This window comes from Marinobacter salinisoli (assembly GCF_017301335.1).
Taxonomy (GTDB): domain Bacteria; phylum Pseudomonadota; class Gammaproteobacteria; order Pseudomonadales; family Oleiphilaceae; genus Marinobacter; species Marinobacter salinisoli.
On record NZ_CP071247.1, the window covers coordinates 3,454,044 to 3,472,748 of the forward strand.

The 18,705-nt window shown below is 60.2% G+C and carries 15 protein-coding genes; 8 read left to right on the top strand and 7 right to left on the bottom strand.

The features are described 5' to 3' along the window. Nucleotides 1–139 precede the first annotated feature (139 nt). The 4 genes from LPB19_RS15740 to LPB19_RS15755 form a co-directional block, all read right to left on the bottom strand. Nucleotides 140–2,191 carry a TRAP transporter large permease subunit gene (locus tag LPB19_RS15740; protein ID WP_206643822.1) on the bottom strand — a complete coding sequence of 684 codons (2,052 nt, stop codon included), beginning with the start codon at nucleotides 2,189–2,191 and terminating at the stop codon, nucleotides 140–142. Between the two features lie 14 nt (nucleotides 2,192–2,205). Next, nucleotides 2,206–3,216 (bottom strand): putative solute-binding protein, encoded by a 1,011-nt coding sequence (locus tag LPB19_RS15745; RefSeq protein ID WP_206643823.1) that lies wholly within the window; start codon nucleotides 3,214–3,216, stop codon nucleotides 2,206–2,208. Nucleotides 3,217–3,291: 75 nt separating this feature from the next. Then, on the bottom strand, nucleotides 3,292–4,356 hold the full coding sequence (locus LPB19_RS15750) for a hypothetical protein (protein ID WP_206643824.1): 1,065 nt from the start codon (nucleotides 4,354–4,356) through the stop codon (nucleotides 3,292–3,294). Nucleotides 4,357–4,595: 239 nt separating this feature from the next. Continuing rightward, on the bottom strand, nucleotides 4,596–5,213 hold the full coding sequence (locus LPB19_RS15755; protein ID WP_206643825.1) for a TetR/AcrR family transcriptional regulator: 618 nt from the start codon (nucleotides 5,211–5,213) through the stop codon (nucleotides 4,596–4,598). Nucleotides 5,214–5,370: 157 nt separating this feature from the next. On the opposite strand from LPB19_RS15755, the gene LPB19_RS15760 reads away from it, so the two are divergent. The 8 genes from LPB19_RS15760 (at nucleotide 5,371) to LPB19_RS15795 (ending at nucleotide 16,609) form a co-directional block, all read left to right on the top strand. After that, a complete protein-coding gene (locus LPB19_RS15760) occupies nucleotides 5,371–7,194 on the top strand; it encodes an acyclic terpene utilization AtuA family protein (protein ID WP_206643826.1) in 1,824 nt (607 codons plus the stop codon). Beyond that, a complete protein-coding gene (locus LPB19_RS15765; RefSeq protein WP_206643827.1) occupies nucleotides 7,191–8,057 on the top strand; it encodes an SDR family oxidoreductase in 867 nt (288 codons plus the stop codon). The genes LPB19_RS15760 and LPB19_RS15765 overlap by 4 nt, the downstream gene beginning before the upstream one ends. 10 nt (nucleotides 8,058–8,067) lie before the next feature. Further along, the gene (locus tag LPB19_RS15770) at nucleotides 8,068–9,684 is read left to right on the top strand and encodes an acyl-CoA carboxylase subunit beta (protein WP_206643828.1); all 1,617 of its coding nucleotides are present in this window, start codon (nucleotides 8,068–8,070) and stop codon (nucleotides 9,682–9,684) included. Nucleotides 9,685–9,731: 47 nt separating this feature from the next. Beyond that, the gene (locus LPB19_RS15775) at nucleotides 9,732–10,892 is read left to right on the top strand and encodes an acyl-CoA dehydrogenase family protein (RefSeq protein WP_206643829.1); all 1,161 of its coding nucleotides are present in this window, start codon (nucleotides 9,732–9,734) and stop codon (nucleotides 10,890–10,892) included. A 164-nt stretch (nucleotides 10,893–11,056) separates the two neighbouring features. Next, complete coding sequence (locus tag LPB19_RS15780; protein WP_206643830.1) at nucleotides 11,057–11,878, top strand: enoyl-CoA hydratase/isomerase family protein; 822 nt, start codon at nucleotides 11,057–11,059, stop codon at nucleotides 11,876–11,878. Between the two features lie 46 nt (nucleotides 11,879–11,924). Beyond that, the gene (locus LPB19_RS15785; protein ID WP_206643831.1) at nucleotides 11,925–13,895 is read left to right on the top strand and encodes an acetyl/propionyl/methylcrotonyl-CoA carboxylase subunit alpha; all 1,971 of its coding nucleotides are present in this window, start codon (nucleotides 11,925–11,927) and stop codon (nucleotides 13,893–13,895) included. Next, a complete protein-coding gene (locus LPB19_RS15790; RefSeq protein WP_206643832.1) occupies nucleotides 13,892–14,719 on the top strand; it encodes an SDR family oxidoreductase in 828 nt (275 codons plus the stop codon). The genes LPB19_RS15785 and LPB19_RS15790 overlap by 4 nt, the downstream gene beginning before the upstream one ends. A 60-nt stretch (nucleotides 14,720–14,779) precedes the next feature. After that, the gene (locus LPB19_RS15795) at nucleotides 14,780–16,609 is read left to right on the top strand and encodes a long-chain-acyl-CoA synthetase (protein ID WP_206643833.1); all 1,830 of its coding nucleotides are present in this window, start codon (nucleotides 14,780–14,782) and stop codon (nucleotides 16,607–16,609) included. A gap of 95 nt (nucleotides 16,610–16,704) precedes the next feature. Here LPB19_RS15795 and LPB19_RS15800 read toward each other — a convergent pair whose 3' ends face one another. The 3 genes from LPB19_RS15800 to LPB19_RS15810 all read right to left on the bottom strand — a co-directional run bounded on the left by LPB19_RS15800 (nucleotide 16,705) and on the right by LPB19_RS15810 (nucleotide 18,601). After that, entirely contained in the window at nucleotides 16,705–17,688 is a 984-nt protein-coding gene (locus LPB19_RS15800) for an NADPH:quinone oxidoreductase family protein (protein WP_206643834.1), read from the bottom strand. 134 nt (nucleotides 17,689–17,822) lie between these two features. Then, complete coding sequence (locus tag LPB19_RS15805) at nucleotides 17,823–18,392, bottom strand: BLUF domain-containing protein (RefSeq protein WP_206643835.1); 570 nt, start codon at nucleotides 18,390–18,392, stop codon at nucleotides 17,823–17,825. 41 nt (nucleotides 18,393–18,433) lie between these two features. Beyond that, nucleotides 18,434–18,601: a hypothetical protein gene (locus tag LPB19_RS15810; RefSeq protein ID WP_206643836.1), complete on the bottom strand. Its 168-nt coding sequence runs from the start codon at nucleotides 18,599–18,601 to the stop codon at nucleotides 18,434–18,436. Nucleotides 18,602–18,705: the final 104 nt, after the last annotated feature.

Genomic DNA, 18,705 nt, shown 5'->3' on the forward strand with positions numbered 1-18,705 from the left:
CGTGAATTCGCTCAGCATACACGCCCGCACACACCCTGTGATTTACAAAGCGTTAAAACGATACGACGGTGTTCAGGGGTCAGATGCCACGGAGCCCGTTCTGGCAAGCATGCCGAACGGGCTCAGAAGAAGGGCCTGTCTAAAGGGTGTAGAACAACATGGGCACAAACGCCACCAGCAGGAGCGTTGGTCCCATCACCGCGAGCGGAAGCAGCAAACGTTCATAACGGTGCCAGAAGGAGCCGGTACATTCGCCAGCAAGCACTTCTTTCTCGCCGACCACCTGACGGGTGAGAAGGTGGTTGAGGGCAACCGGCGGGCTCAGGTAGCCCAGCTCAAACGCAACCAGACACACGATCCAGAAGTGCAAAGGATCGATGCCGAGGCCAATGGCGGGCTGGGCAATAGTCGCCGAAACCAGAATCACCGCCCCGAAGGGATCCATCACCATACCGATAACGGTCAGCATTATGACGATCACCAGCATGGCAACCCAGGGACTGGTCAGGCTTTCCGGAAAGAGCGTATGGACAACATCGGACCGCTCCAGAATGCCCCCCAGACAAATCGAGAAGCCGATCAGGCACAGCAGGGCGCCAATATGCACCGCGGAATCACTGGCTGCGGCCGCGCTTCGGTTCCAGAAGGCCTGCAGCCGGGAATCCCCCTCCTTGCGGCTGTCTTTTCCGGCATCCAGAAACACCAGCGCCAGCATCACAAGCGGCAGGATCATGGGGGCACTGTATTCATTGAAACCCAGCCCCAGAACTCCCCAGATGGCAAAGATAACCACCGCCCCGACCGCAACATACGGCAATAGCGGGCGCAATTCCGCCAGCGATGCCCGGAACGCGCCCGGTGCCGGACGGGGTCGCCAGTTACCCTGGGTTTTGCAAACAATCACCGAGAACAGCGTGGCCGACATCAGGAATACCCAGAAGCCCCAGCCGTACATCTCCGTTGTGGTTACCTCCTTGTTCAAGGCAGCGACCACGACAATCAACAGACAGGGGTTGAGCACCACACCGAGACTGCCGGACATGGCGGTGGTCGCCAGCGACAACTGCCGGCCGGCCCCCGAACGGCGTAATTCGTCGTACACCACTCCCCCCACTGCCAGGATGAAAATCCCGGAGGCACCGGTAAACGCGGTAGGGAAAGCCGTGGCAAAGATAATCACCGAAGCGAGCATGGGCGCCGGCAAACGATAGGGCTTGATGACGTTGAGCAGCAGTTCCGGCAGACGGGTCTGCTTGAGCACCATGCCCACCAGGACGTACAGGCCGATGTTAATGAACATGGATGACAGGTTGGACATCATGCCGAAGTAAATCGCCAGCCCGGAGGCGTAGCCATCCACCAGAAAGAAGTACCCCATGGCGGTAAGCCCCATACCGCAATACAGGGGCAGAACCAGGCCAGACGATAGGGATAACTGCCCCGATTTCATTCGCTCGGGAACATTCACGAATCGAACGGCGTTGATCGCCATGAACAAAACAAACACACCCGCCCAGGCAATTTGCAGGTCTTCGGTTCGCTCTGTCCCGGGCGAGTTCGTCAGCTTGCCAAGGTAGGCGTACAGAGAGACGACCATCAATCCGTTCACCACGAACTGACCGCCCTGGCTCAGGCGCCACTCGGCACGGTTGCGGGGCAACCGCAACGCGATGTGATCGGCATCCAGCGCGGCGATGGCCGCTGCCATGGCAAACATGGCGATGAACAGGTATTTGGTCAGCTCAATATTGCCGAGCAGAAAGTCCGCCAGCCCCTGCTCAAACGTCTTGAACGCGCCCAATGCCGGCGTCGCCAGTTTCAGGTTCTGCTCATACAGCACGTATGCCTGCTGGCAGAGAACGAGATTCCGTTCAAGTGACTGCCTGATGGCCTCCGGATTAGGGGGCGAGCTGAACAGATCATCAGGGTCCGGCTGATAAGCATCGACCCGCTTGCGCACCTCGGCGCCGACATCCATGTCCAGTTGGCAGGAAGGTTCTATCGCATCCGGATTGAGCAGGTAGTAATTCGGCCAGAGCTGTTCGCCGACCCACAACAGGCGCGAGTGGAGGGAGTTCCCCATACCCAGCAGCAGGGTGAACAGAAGAAGCAGCAGGAGGATGATCCCGTGTACCCGGTGCACGGGATACAGGCCCCTCGCCTCAGGTGCGGTCAAGGCTCGCCAGTTCATGAGTGAATGCCCTGTTATTCGCGATTGGCCGCCGTGCACTCAGACGCCGAGGGATTGCTGGCGCAGCGAATCTTACTCAGCAGACCCAGCATCTTCGGATGGTAAACACTGGGCGCACCGTTCAGACCATCCCGCATTTCCAGGCGATTCTGGCGGAACATTTCCTGGTAGCCTTCAACATCTTTGGCCGGAATGCGCACCCACTTCTGATCCGGAATCGCCGCCTCCTGACCAGCCACCAGCTTCATCGCCTGCGGGAACATACCCCAGGCGACTTCACGGGCCTTCTGGGCCTTCTCATCGGCCAGCACATCGTCCCGGGCAACCATCTGAACGGTTACCTGAGCCAGCGGGTAATCGACAATGCCGCCGCTCTCACCAATGCCCTTGTAGAGCTCCAGGGCTTCATAGGCAAACGCAGGGGCGTAAGCGGTGTCCACGGAACCGTTGTTGAACTTGCCGGCGAAGTTGGTGATGTCCGACGGCACAACGGTGGCTTTCACGAAGTTGACCATGTGGATGGCATCTTCCTGGTAATCCAGTGTCGCGATGCGCTTGCCCGCCAACTCACCGGCGGTATCAATGCTGCGGTCATTCACGAACAGGTAACCGGCGCCGACCGGCAGAATGCCCAGCACCTCGTAACCATTGGCTTTCATCAGCGGCGCAGCCTTGGGCTGAGCAAGCGTGGCCAGCAAGGTTTTCAGGTCGTCGTAGGTTGGCAAGGCACCAACCGCACCAATGCTGCCGGTGAACTGATTGTAAGGGCGCACGCGAATGTCGGTGGCGGCAACCGCATCGCACTGACCGGCATTGAAGTCCCCGATCGCGACCCCCTCATCCGTGTAGGGCTTCAGCTGCAGATCCACGCCGTGGGCTTTCATCTCCAGGGCGTAATCCTTGATCATGTTATACAGATCGCCATTGGCACCGATCACATCAAACACGCACATGGACACCGACTGGGCCGATGCCAGCGGGGCCATGGCAGCCAGGATAAGTGCACTCAGGGATTTGCGAATCATAACGACCTCCCAGTCATTTTTGCTTGTCATTGTTGTGGGCCGCTTCCGGCAACCGGTAGTTACAACAGTCGAGCGTTAAAGCAGTCCGTCCAGATCCATGGTTTCCATGTCACTCATCGGATTCTCCGGGCTTAACTTGCCAAAAGCCCCTTGCGGGGTGCGGTGGCCATAATTGGCCGCCCAGTGTTTATCGGACGCAAACTGAACAATAGTCCCTGCCACCACATCCACCAGACGGTAGTCTTCCCAGACCTTCATTCGCCCATCGGCGGACGCAAATTCGGCGATGGTTTGCTCCAGTATGTCCGGACGGCCAAAGGTTTCAGCGGCCACGACCTCAATCGCCATGGAGGCCCTCATACCGGCGCGAATGGACATGTCGGAACTCTTGTCCAGAACCTTCCAGGGATCGGTGGCTGAGTCTGGCTGGGTGTCTGGCAGCAGCAGCCATACCAGTGCGCGCACTGCGCTGGGCAGCCCCGCCCACTTGTCGTTATTGACACAGGTGGCGGCACGCTCAGCCTGGGGCGCTATGTTTCTCGGGATGCCGGCACGGGCCCCGGAATTGGAATCGTTCACAATCGCCTGCATGCCATTGAGCAAGCCAAGAAGGAAAGTCAGTTCGTCCTGCTCGTCATCAAAGTCGGGGCACACCAGCGGCTCAGCGGCCGGGTCGAAGTCGTAGGCGGCCATGGCCCTTTCAAACGATCGGTGGCGCCGAACGGCCGACTCCGCATTCAGGCGTTTCGCCATCTCCCGGGCGTTCTTGGCTGCAACCACATCGCCGGCGTAATCGGCACGCAGGTAATCCAGCTCGGCCTCCCAGGCCCGGTACTCAACACAGTTGGCCGCCAGCGCCATCAGCAGGGAGCCGCTGTCGTCCGGGGCATCAACAACTTCGGAAAACGAGTAAAGAAGCGGATCCACCCCCTCGCCCAGGGCGCAGGCCATGGTCGGGTCGGACATCTGCATGACGTAAGGTGTGGCTTCGGTCCAGGAATAACCGGACATCACCACACCCGTGGTCTTGTAGATCGGTTCCATGGAGCAGCCTGCCAACGGAAGCAGGCCAATCAGGGTAAGCGTCTTGAGGCGCGCAGACAGCCCGGCGCCGACATTCCTTGTCAGAAAAGCAATCATAATTCGCCCTACGTTCCTTGTTGTTCTATTCGGGATAGCGCACCCCTCTTTTACCACGGCTCCGACCCCAGATACCGTGATCCGCAGCGCGCTCTGGCCGTTGTTTCAGATTGGAAGCCGGAAGAAAGGATGCTGATAAAACAGGCGTACAGACATGGCTTTGGTGCCAGGTCTGTGGGGCCAACCGGGCCAATGGCCCGTCGGCACGGGGTCAACTGCAGACGTGCAGCGGTGGCGAATCAGCCCGAAAACGCCATCATGGCCATGACCTGATCAGTCAAGCCATCGAGCGAGAGCCCCCCGCCTTCGGGCCGATACCAGGTGATGGTCCAGCTCAAGGCACCGGTTAGCATCCGGCGCACCACGAACGGATCGGCCGTCAGCTGGCCGCCCACCTTGAGCGACGCCAGCACATCCAGCCAAATCTGCTCGTAAATGGCTCGCAACTTCAGCACCTCGGCCTGAGAAGGTTCGGACAGGCTCCGCCATTCATACACCAGCACCGCCATCGCTTCCCCGGTCTGGCCGTTGATTGACTCGAGTTCAGCGCGGATGAGCGCCCGCAGCCTGCCGGTATCCGTATCCGCCTTATCCACCGCGGCCCGTAACAACGCGGTATTCAGATGGATGGTTTCCACCATCACCGCCTTGAGGATCTCTTCCTTGGTACGGAAATGGTGGAACAGACTGCCCGACTGAATGCCCACTGCAGCCGCCAGATCCCGAACCGTGGTGCGCTCATAGCCTTTGTCCCGAAATAGGCGGGCGGCTTCGTTGAGCAGGCGCCCGCGGGCTCCGCCCGGGTCAGAAACCAAGTTATCGGCTATCAGGGCGTTCAGGATGTCAGATTGGTTCACGGAAAGTTCCCGGCTGTCAGATCAGGCCAACGATTCTACCTGACATTTCCATGTTTACAAACCAAGCGCTTGCTTGGTATGTTGATTTGCATCATTGAATGCAGGCGACTTCCCTCTTTCTTTAACAAGAGCGACCCACACCCAAAGGCGCCCAACTATGTCTGACAACCGCATCACTTCCAAAAAGCCCGTCCGCATTGGCTGCTCTGCGGCCTTTTGGGGCGACACCGAAACCGCCGCCCGCCAGCTGGTTCAGCACGGCCATATCGATTATCTGGTGGCGGACTATCTGGCCGAGATCACCATGTCCATTATGGCCGGCCAGAAAATGAAGGACCCAACCCAGGGCTACGCCAGGGATTTCGTGCAGACCGTCATGGGTCCGCTACTGGGGGACATCAAGGCAAAAGGGATTCGCGTGCTGGCCAACGCCGGTGGCGTAAATCCAACCGCCTGCCGGGATGCCCTTCAGGCCCTCTGTGATGAAGCGGGCGTGGACCTGAAGATCGCCCTGGTGCTCGGTGACGACCTGCTGATGCAGAAGAAAAAACTGGCCGACGCCGGTATCACCGAGATGTCCACCGGTCAGCCGATGCCAGCAATGATGGTCAGCCTGAATGCCTATCTCGGCGCCCCGGGCCTTGTGGCGGCACTGGATCAAGGCGCCGACATCGTGATCACCGGTCGGGTGGCTGACAGCGCCCTGGTATTGGCGCCATTGATCCACGAATTCGGCTGGAGCTGGAACGACTACGACAAACTGGCCCAGGGCAGCCTTGCCGGGCATCTGCTGGAATGCGGTGCCCAAGCCACAGGCGGTAATTTCACGGACTGGCAGGAAGTGGCCGAAGGCTATGCGGACATGGGCTTCCCCATTGCCGAGGTCAGCGCCAGCGGCGAGTTCGTGATCACCAAACCTGACAACACCGGCGGCAAGGTCAGCCGCGGCACCGTGGCAGAGCAACTGGTGTACGAGATCGGCGACCCCCGGGCCTACCTGCTGCCGGATGTCACCTGCGATTTCACCCAGGTCACACTGACCGAATCCGGCCCGGATCAGGTAACCGTTGAAGGCGCCCGCGGCCTGCCGCCCACCGATTCCTACAAGGTGTCCGGCACCTGGCCGGATGGCTTCAAATGTACGGTCACCTTCCTGCTGGCCGGCCTCGACGCCAAGGCCAAGGCCCAGGCGGTGGCAGAAGCCATTCTCAGCAAAACCTCCGGCATGTTCAGAGCCCGCGGCTTGCCCGATTACTCCGACACCAGCATTGAATTGTTGGGTACCGAAGCCACCTATGGCCCCCACGCTCGAACCGAAAACTGCCGGGAAGTGGTGGTGAAAATCAGCACCGCACACCCTAAAAAAGAGGCCCTGGTGCTGTTCTCCCGGGAAATTGCCCAGGCCGCCACCGGCATGGCGCCGGGTATCACCGGCATCGTCGGCGGCCGCCCCACGGTGTGGCCGAAAATCCGCCTGTATTCCTGCCTGGTGCCGAAATCCACCGTCAGTGTCCGTGTGGACATTGCCGGCGAAAGCCAGCCCGTGGTTGTTGCCACCGAGGGCGGCCTGAACACCAGCGACCTGAGCCCGATGGCCACCTACCCCTCCACGCCCGCCGAACCAGACACCACGGTTCCACTGATCAAACTGGCCTGGGCCCGCAGCGGCGACAAAGGTGATCACAGCAACATCGGTGTCATTGCCCGCCACCCCGATTACCTGCCCTACCTGGCCGCAGCTCTGACCGAGGATGCGGTGAAGAATTGGATGGCCCACACCCTGAACCCCGAAACCGGCAAGGTCACCCGCTGGGCCATGCCCGGGATTCACGGCTTCAATTTCCTGCTGCAGCACAGCCTTGGTGGCGGCGGCGTGGCCAGCCTGCGCATCGACCCCCAGGGCAAGGCGTTTGCCCAGCAGTTGCTGGAATTCCCCGTGGCCATTAACCGCGCCATTATGGAACAAGGACAAGAGTCATGAGTTACCAATCCATCTTTCACCCCGGTTTGTTCAAGGAGCAGACCTTCATCGTGACCGGCGGTGGTTCGGGTATTGGCCGCTGCACCGCTCACGAATTGGCGTCACTGGGTGCCCGCGTAGCTCTGGTGGGCCGGAAGGCGGAAAAGGTCGAAACGGTGAAAGCAGAGATTGAACAAGACGGCGGCATCGCCTCCGCCCATGTGTGCGATATCCGGGAAGAAGAACAGGTCAAAGCCACGATGAAGGCCATCCTCGACCAACATGGCAGCCTGAGCGGTCTGGTGAACAACGCCGGCGGCCAGTTCCCCGCGCCACTGGCGGGCATTAATCAGAAAGGCTGGGAAACCGTGGTCCGCACCAATCTGACCGGCGGTTTCCTGATGGCCCGCGAAGCCTACACCCAGGCACTGTCGAAAAAGGGCGGAGCCATCGTCAATATCGTCGCCGACATGTGGGGCGGCATGCCCGGCATGGGCCACTCCGGCGCAGCGCGGGCCGGCATGGTGAACTTTACCCAGACCGCCGCCGTGGAATGGGCGGCCTCCGGTGTGCGCGTGAACGCGGTAGCGCCGGGCTGGATTGCCTCCAGCGGCATGGACAACTACCCCGAACACATGAAGCAGTGGATCCGCAGCCTGGGGGATAACGTTCCCATCAAGCGAATGGGTACCGAATCCGAAGTCAGCGCGGCCATCTGTTTCCTGCTCTCACCCGGAGCCGCGTTCGTTAACGGCGACTGCCTGCGTATCGATGGCGGTGCCTCGCAGGGCGGGCGCGTCTGGCCGTTACCGAAAGCCAAGAACAATGAGCCCTTTAACGGCTTCCACCGGGCCACAACACCCAAAGTTCTGAGTAAGGATTGAGGAGATCACTATGGAGGCACTGCAAATCAGCGTTAACCCCCAATCCGATGAGTTCCGGGCCAATGTCGATGCCATGGAGGCACACATCCAGACGTTCCGCGACGTGGAGCAAAAGGTGCTGGACCTGGCGGAAGCCGCCCGGGAAAAATTCAACAACCGGGGGAAGCTGTTACCCCGGGATCGGATCAACCGCCTGCTGGACCGGGGAAGCGATTTTCTGGAGCTGTGTTCGTTGGCCGGCTACAAGATGCACGACGACAAGGACGGCAGCCTGGCCGGCGGCGGCATCATTGCCGGCATCGGCACCGTCAGCGGCATTCGCTGCCTGATCGTGGCCAGCAACAGCGCCATCAAAGGCGGCACCATTTCCCCGGCCGGTCTTGATAAAACCCTGCGTCTGCAGCAGATCGCCAAGGAAAACAAACTGCCCATCGTATCGCTGTCTGAAAGCGGCGGAGCCAACCTCAACTACGCCACCGACATCTTTGTGCAGGGTGCCCGGGGCTTTGCCAATCAGGCCCGCCTGTCGGCAGCGGGCATTCCGCAGGTCACCGTCGTACACGGCAACGCCACCGCCGGCGGCGCTTACCAGCCCGGCCTGTCGGATTATGTGGTCACGGTGCGCGGCAAGGCCAAGATGTTCCTGGCTGGCCCACCCTTGCTGAAAGCCGCCACCGGCGAGATTGCAACGGATGAGGAGCTCGGTGGTGCGGAAATGCACGCTCAGGTGGCTGGCACCGCCGAGTACCTGGCCGAGGACGATGCCGACGGCATTCGCCTCGCCCGCAACATCATGAGTGCCCTGCCCTGGAACGAGCAACTGCCACCCCAGCGCGAAGCGCCATGGGACGAACCGCTGTATCCCGCAGAGCAACTGCTGGGCGTCATTCCTTGCGACGCCAAGAAACCTTACGACGTCCGTGAAATCCTGGCGCGCATCGCCGATGGCTCCCGCTTTATGGACTTCAAGAACGAGTTCGATGACCAGACCGTGTGCGGCACCATCCGCATTGAAGGCCATTCCATCGGCATCATCGGTAACAACGGCCCCATTACGCCGGCCGGCAGTGCCAAGGCCGCCCAGTTCATCCAACTCTGTGAACAGGCCGGCACCCCGCTTCTGTTCCTGCATAACACCACCGGCTTCATGGTGGGCACCCACTCGGAACAGAACGGCATCATCAAGCACGGCTCGAAAATGCTGCAGGCCGTAGCAAATGCGCAGGTGCCCAAGGTCGCAATCGTGGTCGGTGGTTCCTATGGTGCAGGTAACTACGCCATGTGTGGCCGGGGCCTGGACCCAAGATTCATCTTCGCCTGGCCCAACAGCCGAACCGCCGTCATGGGCCCCGCCCAGGCCGGCAAGGTGATGCGCATCGTGGCGGAAGAGAAACAACGGAAAAGCGGTATTGAGCCAGACCCGAAAACCCTGGAATTTCTGGAACAGGCAACGGCCAAGAAACTGGAAGAAGGCTCCACCGCCCTGTATGGCACCGCCCGACTCTGGGACGACGGACTCATCGATCCCCGGGACACCCGCCGGATTCTGGCTTTGGTGTTTTCAGTCTGCCGCGAAGCCGACGCTCGCCCGTTACGTTCCAATACCTTTGGGGTCGCCCGACTCTAACCACGCTTGGCACGCATCCGGCGAATTCTGACAAGGAGAACAACACCGTGAAATTCACCGCCGAACACGACGCCCTCCGGAAAACCGTGCGGGATTTCGTCGAAAAAGAAATCAACCCCCACTGCGACGAATGGGAGGAAGCGGGCGAATTCCCGATTCATGACCTGTTCCGAAAACTCGGTGCACTGGGCCTGCTGGGCATTCAGAAACCGGAAGAGTATGGCGGCATGGGGCTGGATTACAGCTACAACCTGGTCGTCGCCGAAGAACTCGGCATGGCGCACTGCGGTGGTGTGCCTCTGGCGGTAGGTGTGCAAACCGACATGTGCACCCCGGCGATTGCGCGCTTTGGATCGGACGAGCTCAAGCGCACGTTTCTGGCTCCGGCCATCAGCGGGGAGATGGTTGGCTGTATCGGTGTCAGTGAAACGGGTGCCGGCTCGGATGTGGCCGGCATGAAAACCACCGCCCGCAAAGACGGTGACGACTACATCATCAACGGCTCCAAGATGTGGATCACCAACAGCCCGAAGGCGGACTTCATCTGCCTGCTGGCCAACACCAGCGACGACAAGCCCCACAAGAACAAGTCCCTGATCGTGGTGCCCATGAGTAGCCCCGGTATCTCGTTCAGCCCACACTTGAACAAGCTGGGGATGCGCTCTTCGGAAACCGCCCAGATCTTCTTTGATGATGTGAGAGTGCCCCAGCGCAACCGCATCGGCGCCGAGGGCACCGGCTTCATGATGCAGATGCTGCAATTCCAGGAAGAGCGCATGTGGGGCGCCGCCAACGTGATCAAGGCGCTGGAAAACTGCATCAACCAGACCATCGCCTACTGCCGCGAACGCCAGACCTTCGGGCAGCCGCTGATCGACAATCAGGTTATCCACTTCCGCCTGGCCGAACTGCAAACCGAAGTCGAAGCCCTGCGCGCCCTGACCTATCAGGCCTGCGAGCTGCACATTGAAGGCAAGGATGTCACCAAGCTGGCCTCCATGGCCAAGCTCAAGGCAGGCCGGCTGGGCCGTGAAGTGACGGATAGTTGCCTGCAGTACTGGGGCGGCATGGGCTACATGTGGGATAACCCGCTGTCCCGCGCTTACCGGGATGTCCGGCTGGTTTCCATCGGTGGTGGCGCGGACGAAATCATGCTGGGGATTATCTGCAAGATGATGGGGACGCTGCCTGGAAAGAAGCGCGACTAATTCATTGATTGATCCCGGAGTTTGCCCAACGGCCCGATAGTCAGTTCAGGACACGCCCGCAAGTACGTCCTTGTAGGGCTCGGTCCGGGCCATCCATGGCCCGAAACGGTCCTGAACTGACTATCGCCCCGCTGGGCTCCGACAACATTCTTGGAGTCGTTTTGATGGAATCTTTACCGCATTGCGAAACACTGCTGCTGGAGAAACAGGGGCCAATCCTGATTATCACAATCAACCGGCCGGAGGTCCGCAACGCCATGAGCCTGCAGATGGTGGCGGAACTGTCCACGGTGTTTACCCAGATTGAATCCGACCTGCACATCCGCGCCGTGGTGATTCGTGGTGCCGGCGGCCACTTCTGTGCCGGTGGCGACATCAAGGACATGGCTGGTGCCCGGGGCCAGAGAGCTGGCGCGGGCGAAGCCGATCCTTTCTACCGGCTAAACCGGGCTTTTGGCCAGATGATCCAGCAGGTGAACGAATCCTCCAAGGTGGTCATCGCGGTTACCGAGGGCGCCGTCATGGGCGGGGGCTTTGGCCTTGCCTGCGTGTCCGATGTCGCCATCGCCGGGCCGACCGCGAAGTTCGGCATGCCGGAAACCACGTTGGGCATTATTCCCGCACAGATTGCGCCCTTCGTTGTGGAACGAATCGGACTCACCCAGGCCCGCCGCCTGGCACTGCTTGGACTCCGAATTGATGCCGACGAAGCCTGCAAGCTGGGTATTGTCCATCAGGCGGCCAGCTCCGAGCAGGACTTGGAAGAAATGCTTGGCCACGCCATTGAACGGGTGCGCCAGTGCGCACCGGTCGCCACGGCAGAGACCAAAGCACTGCTGCATCGAGTCGGCCACGAAGCCATGAGCGGCCTACTGGATGATGCTGCAGAAAAGTTTGCCGAAGCCATCAAGGGTAGTGAAGGCACGGAAGGCACCATGGCCTTCATGCAAAAGCGGCCGCCAGCATGGGCAGGCGATTCCGAATGATAGCGGAGCGAGTGGGTGGACAGGCTCCTCAGAATGGGACTACACAATGCTAAAAAAACTCCTGATCGCCAACCGCGGTGAAATCGCCGTCCGGGTCATCCGCACCGCCAGGGCACTGGGCTACCGAACCGTTGCGGTGTATTCCGAAGCCGACGCCAAGTCACTCCATGTCGAACTGGCCGACGAAGCCGTCTGCATTGGGCCGGCCCAGGTGTCAGCCTCCTACCTGAATGCCGAGGCTATTCTCGAAGCCGCCAAGACGACCGGCGTCGACTGCGTGCACCCGGGCTACGGCTTCCTGTCCGAGAACTCTGCATTCGCGGAAGCCTGCAAAGCCCGGGGCCTGACCTTCGTTGGGCCGCCCTCGGGCGCCATCGAGCTGATGGGCAGCAAACGGCGCTCCAAGATCGCCATGCAGGAAGCCGGAGTTCCCGTGGTGCCAGGCTACGAAGGCAACAACGCCAGCGATGATGAACTGATGGCCGCCGCCGGAGATATTGGTTACCCACTGATGATCAAGGCGTCCGCCGGTGGGGGCGGCCGGGGCATGCGTCTGGTGGCGTCTGAAGCTGATCTGCTCGACAACATCCAGCGTGCCCGCTCCGAAGCCAAACAGGCATTCGGCGACGACGAACTGATCCTCGAAAAAGCCGTGATCGAACCCCGTCATGTGGAAATCCAGGTGTTCGCCGATCGCCATGGCAACGCCGTCTATCTCGGTGAACGGGATTGCTCGGTACAGCGCCGGCATCAGAAAGTCGTGGAAGAAGCGCCTTCCCCCTTTGTCACCCCGGAACTTCGGGCCGCCATGGGGGAAGCGGCGGTCCAGGCCGCCAAGGCATGTGGCTACGAAGGCGCCGGCACCGTGGAGTTTCTGGTCGACAAAGACCGCAATTTTTACTTCCTGGAAATGAACACCCGTTTGCAGGTCGAGCACCCGGTTACCGAACTGATCACCGGGCAGGATCTGGTGGCGTGGCAGCTGACGGTGGCCGAGGGGCAGCCACTGCCTCTGGCTCAGGATCAGATTGAACTGAATGGCCACGCCATCGAAGTCCGGCTGTACGCTGAAGACCCGGCCCACGGCTTCACTCCGCAAACCGGCCCCCTGCTGGCGTTCGAACCCGCCATGGCAGAGGGCCTTCGCTTCGACTCCGGAGTTCGCAGCGGCGATACCATCACCCCGCATTACGACCCCATGCTGGCCAAGGTCATCGCGTGGGGCCAGACCCGAGATGAAGCGCGCCGCCGGCTAGTCCGGGCTCTGGAGGACACCACCGTGTTCGGTGTGACCACCAACCGCTACTTCCTCAGCCGGATCATCGCTGACGACACTTTTGGCGCCGGCGAGGCAACCACAGCATTTCTTCAGCAGGCATTTGCCGATGATCCCTCTCTGAAGCCAGCGACACCGGGCATCCGGGAAATGGCTGTTGCCGCCTGCCTGCTCGACCACGGTGAGCAGGGCCAGCGCTCCTGGAGCAACGCTCCAGCCACCATGACGCCGATTCTACTTGAACACGATGGCCAGCCGTTCCAGCTGCTGGTCGGCCGACGTGATTCAGGACTGAACGTGACCCTGGGCGAAGACCAGCATTCGCTCAACGTGACCAGCCTGGAAAATGGCCGGGCCTGCTTCATCGACACGGGCGTTCGTCAGACCTGCCAATACCACCGGGAGGGTGATTCCCTATATTTCCAACTCGATGGGCAGGCCTGGCAGGTTCGCGACATCACCCACCAACCGGCTGCGGGAGGGACAGGATCGGGTAGCGGGAAGATTCAGGCCAGTATGGACGGCGCGATCGTCGATATACTCGTCCAGCCCGACCAACCGGTCCAGCAAGGGGACACAGTCCTGATACTGGAAGCCATGAAAATGGAACATCCCGTCAAGGCCGACCGCGACGGTACTGTCAGGGAAGTACTCGTCAGCAAGGGCGACCAGGTAAAGCGCAGCCAGTTGCTGGCTGAAATATCCGACAATACATCGGTCGAACAGGAAGCCGACGCATGACCACTCTGGAACAGAAAACCATCTTCATCACCGGCGGCAGCCGGGGTATCGGCCGTGCCATTGCTCTGGCCTGCGCCAGGCAGGGTGCCAACGTGGTGATCGCAGCCAAGACCGACACACCACACCCGAAACTACCGGGCACCATCCACACCGTGGCTGAAGAAATTCGCGCCGCCGGCGGGCAGGCCCTGCCTCTGGTACTGGACGTTCGTGATGAGAAACTCGTCCGCCAGCGCATAGACGAAGCCGCCGAATACTTCGGTGGACTGGATGCACTGATCAATAATGCCGGAGCGATCCGGCTGTCCGGGGTGGAAAAGCTCAAGGTGAGCCGCTATGACCTCATGCATCAGGTAAATGCCCGGGCCACGCTGGTCTGCAGCCAGGCCGCCCTGCCACATCTGAAGGCGTCAGAGCGGCCACACATCCTGAGCCTGTCACCGCCGCTGAACCTGGACCCGAAATGGTTTGCCCACTACGGCCCGTACACCAGCACCAAATACGCCATGACCATGATGAGCATTGGCATGGCGCAGGAGTTCCGGCGCTACGGCATTGCCGTGAACACGCTCTGGCCAAAAACCCTGATCGCCACCGCCGCCGTTGAGTTCGAAGCCGGCGGGCCACAAATGCTGGCCAAGGGCCGAAAGCCCGACATCATGGCCGACGCTGCCGTCAGCATCCTGAACCGCTCGGCCGAGGAACTGACCGGCCAGAACCTGATCGACGAAGAGGTACTTCGGCGCGATGGTGTAACCGACTTTGAACCCTACCGATACCAACCGGGGGACAAGCCGCTGATGACCGACCTGTTCGTTGACTAGCGCAACTACTCCTTCGATCCAGCATCCAGACAACAAGAACCCTCTATCACGGACCCGATGATGAGTAGCAACCACGTATCCGCCCTGGACATCGCCCGAAGCCTTCCGGCCGTTCTGCGTCGCATCCCCTCAATTGCCCGGGGTTATTACTACTACGCCGTCAAAAACGAAAAGAAAGAACTCACCCTCGGCACCCTGATCGAGCGCAACGCCGAACGTTATGGCGATCGTCAGGCCATTCTCTTCGACGAGACCATCATCACCTGGCGCGAATTCGACCACTGGGCCAATCGGATTGCGCAATACTTCATGCACCAGGGTCTGACCAAGGGCGACGCCATTGCCGTATTCCTGGAAAACCGTCCGGAATTGCTGGCCGTGGTTGCCGGTGCGGCAAAGCTCGGCATTGCCTGCGCCATGCTCAACACCTCACAACGGGGCAAAGTGCTCGAACACAGCATCAATTTGATCAACCCGCAGATGGTGGTCGTTGGTGAAGAACTGGTCGACGCGTTTGAGGGCGTTAAGAGCACGGTCCAGACCCGGCATTCGCACCCGTTCCTGTTCGTGGCGGACGCCAACACCCTGAACAGCTTCGGTGCAGCGCCCGAGGGCTACACCAACCTGGCCGAAGCCGTGAGCCGTTTCAACAACAAACGCCCCGAACTCAGCGACCCACCGAAGATGGGCGACACCGCCATTTACCTGTTCACCTCCGGCACCACCGGCCTGCCCAAGGCCGCACCCGGTTCGCACCGGAAATTCATCAAGGCCTACGGCGGCTTCGGCCATATGTCGCTGGCCATGAAACCCGAGGATGTTCTGTACTGCACCCTGCCCCTGTATCACGGAACGGCCTTGCTGGTGTGCTGGGGGTCGGTACTGGCAGGTGGCTCCGCCATCGCCATACGCCGGAAGTTTTCGGCCAGTGCGTTCTGGGATGACGTCCGGCGTTATCACGCCACCACCTTTGGTTACGTGGGCGAACTCTGCCGCTATCTGCTGAACCAGCCCGCCAGCAAGCAGGACCAGAACCACCGTCTGAGAAAGATGGTCGGCAACGGTTTACGCCCTTCCATCTGGCGGGAATTCAAAGACCGGTTCGGTATCGAAACGGTGTCTGAACTCTATGCCTCCAGCGAAGGCAACATCGGCTTCAGCAATTTCCTCAACCTGGACAACACGGTCGGCTTCTCCACCGCGCCCTACAAACTGGTCAAGTTCCACGATGGCACCCGCGATCCGGTTCGCAACAACAAGGGACACATGGAAGAAGTCGCCAAGGGCGAGCCCGGCCTGCTGATCGGCGAAATCACCAAGAAATGGTCGTTTGAGGGTTACACTCAAAAGGACGCCACCGAAAAATCGATTCTTCGCAGTGCCTTCAAGGAAGGCGATGCCTGGTTCAACACCGGCGATGTCCTGCGGGAGATCGGCTGCGGCCACCTGCAGTTCGTCGATCGAATGGGCGACACCTACCGCTGGAAAGGGGAAAACGTTTCCACCAACGAGGTGGAAAACATCATCGACGGTTCCGGCATGGTGGCAGAGGCCATTGTCTACGGCGTGGAAATACCGGCCACCAACGGCAAGGCCGGCATGGTGACGCTGGTGCCCCGCAGCAACGGCCACCCGTTCGATATCAACAAGCTGCTGGGCTATCTGCAGGCCAACCTGCCGCCCTATGCCATTCCGGTCTTCGTGAGAGTTACAACGGCCATCGAAAAAACCGGCACCTTCAAATACCGCAAGGTGGAGATACAGAAGCTGGCGTACTCCACTGAACAGCCGGCAGACTCCGTGTATGTCTGGCTGCCAAGAAGCAGTGAGTACACCTTACTGACCCCGGAACTGGAAGCGCAGATCAACGCCGGCGAGGTGCGTTTCTGAACCAATGGCGGGAGGCATTGGCCATGCCCCGCCCTGAGGCGACCCGCTTAACAGACAACCGCGGGCGGATGCTCTCTGGCGAAGATAACGGACAATCAGTCTTTTGCCACCCGCAAAACGATTTTTCCGGTGGCGCGGCGCTCGGTCAATGTGTTCAGCGCCCGGGCGTAGTCTTCAAACTCGAACACTTCACTGATTTTCGGGTCGATTTTTCCTTCTGCAAACAGCTGCATCAGGTCCATCATGTTGCGGGCACTGGCTTCCGGCTCGCGTTGGGTGAAGCTGCCCCAGAATACGCCCACCAGTGAGCAGCCTTTCAGCAGGGTCAGGTTGGCGGGCACCTTGGGAATGTCGCCGGCGGCAAAACCAACCACCAGGTGGCGACCGTTCCAGCCCATGGCCCGCAACGCCTGTTCGGTGAAATCTCCCCCCACCGGGTCGTAGACCACATCCACGCCTTTGCTGCGGGTCAGTTTTTTGACCGCATCCTTCAGAGGCTCTTCGGTGTAGTTGATCAGCTCATCAGCACCGGCTTCTTTGGCCACTGCGAGTTTTGCATCGGTGCTGGCCGCCGCAATTACTTTGGCGCCCATGGCCTTGCCAATTTCCACGGCGGCCAGCCCCACGCCCCCGCTGGCCCCAAGCACCAGCAGGGATTCACCCGGCTGGATATTGGCGCGCTGTTTCAGGGCGTAGTAGGAGGTGCCGTACACCATCATGAAGGCGGCGGCCTTTTCATCAGACATGCTGTCGGGCACCGGCAGCAGGTTCTGCTCGGGCACTACCACTTCCTCGGCAAAGGCGCCGTATCCGGTCAGGCCTGCCACACGGTCACCCGGCTTGAAGCGGGTGACTTTTTCGCCGACTTCGATCACTTCACCTGCCAATTCCCCGCCCGGGGAGAACGGCAGCGAAGGCTTTAACTGGTACCTGTCCTCGATAATCAGGGTGTCCGGGAAATTCAGTCCGGCGGCCTTTACCCGCACTTTAACGCCGCGCCCTTTCACCTCCGGGCTGGGGATGTCCTCAATGACCAACTGTTCCGCGGGACCGTGTTCCTTGCAGAGTATGGCTTTCATGGCAACTCCTGTAGCAGCGTTATCGGAGGGAAGGTGAACTTCCCGTTTGATTGTTGCCGGTCACGCTAAACCGACTCTGGCCATGAAGCAACTGAAGCTGACTTATCTATCCCGATAAATCCTGTTTATGAAGGTCACAGGCTCACCCCGGTGGCAACAAGCCCACCGATCACACAGGCCGAGGCAAGCAGGAGCCCGGCCATCATGCCGCGAGATATACCTCGCGACTCTGGCCGGCGATGCCGGGTGGCCTCGTCGTGATTCACCACCTTCTGGTCATGCCGGGACGCACGTATCAGCTCCACCATCTCTTCACACTGGGCAGCATCGAAGGATGCCGGCTGAAATTCCACCAGACCATGCCGCTCCAGGAACTGCTGAACATCCCCGGACAACGGAACGTATTTCATCGACCAGTCGGTGAACGTCCGTTTGGGCAACGGTTCCTGGATCAGGGTAATCACATCCCGATGCCGTGGATCGGCCTTGATACGCTGATAAAGCTCGAGCACTGCCCGCTCGTCACCTTCCAGGTACTGAAAGAACCGGTTATCGCCGTAATAGAGCCCGCCCACCAGTTGATTTTTGGCGTTGTTACGGCGGGACTCCATCAGAATCCGCGCGACATGGGGTTCGATGCCGCGTTTCACCGGCTCCGCCTCGAAGGTGGCGGTGCTGGCGTAGGCCAGGCGCATCAATGGCATAGTTTTCTCCTTACCGCTGAAAAAAGAGGACCAGCGAGGGTTTACGGCCGGGGGCTGGCGCCCAGATCACTGCATGCCGAAATATACTGGCCGCCGGGTTTGCGCTGGCCGCCAATGGCACCCGGCACAGCGCCCTCGCGCTGACCATTGGCCGGCTCTTTATCGGTATTCGGGGTAAGGCTGTTAAATGTGTCGACATCGGCCTGCATCCGGCCAACCTGCTGAAGTGAGCGAACACTTTTTTACGAACTCAGGTCAATCCTCCCTTGGCCTGAGAGCCCCCAGCCGGTAAGATTACCGCCTTTTCATCGAA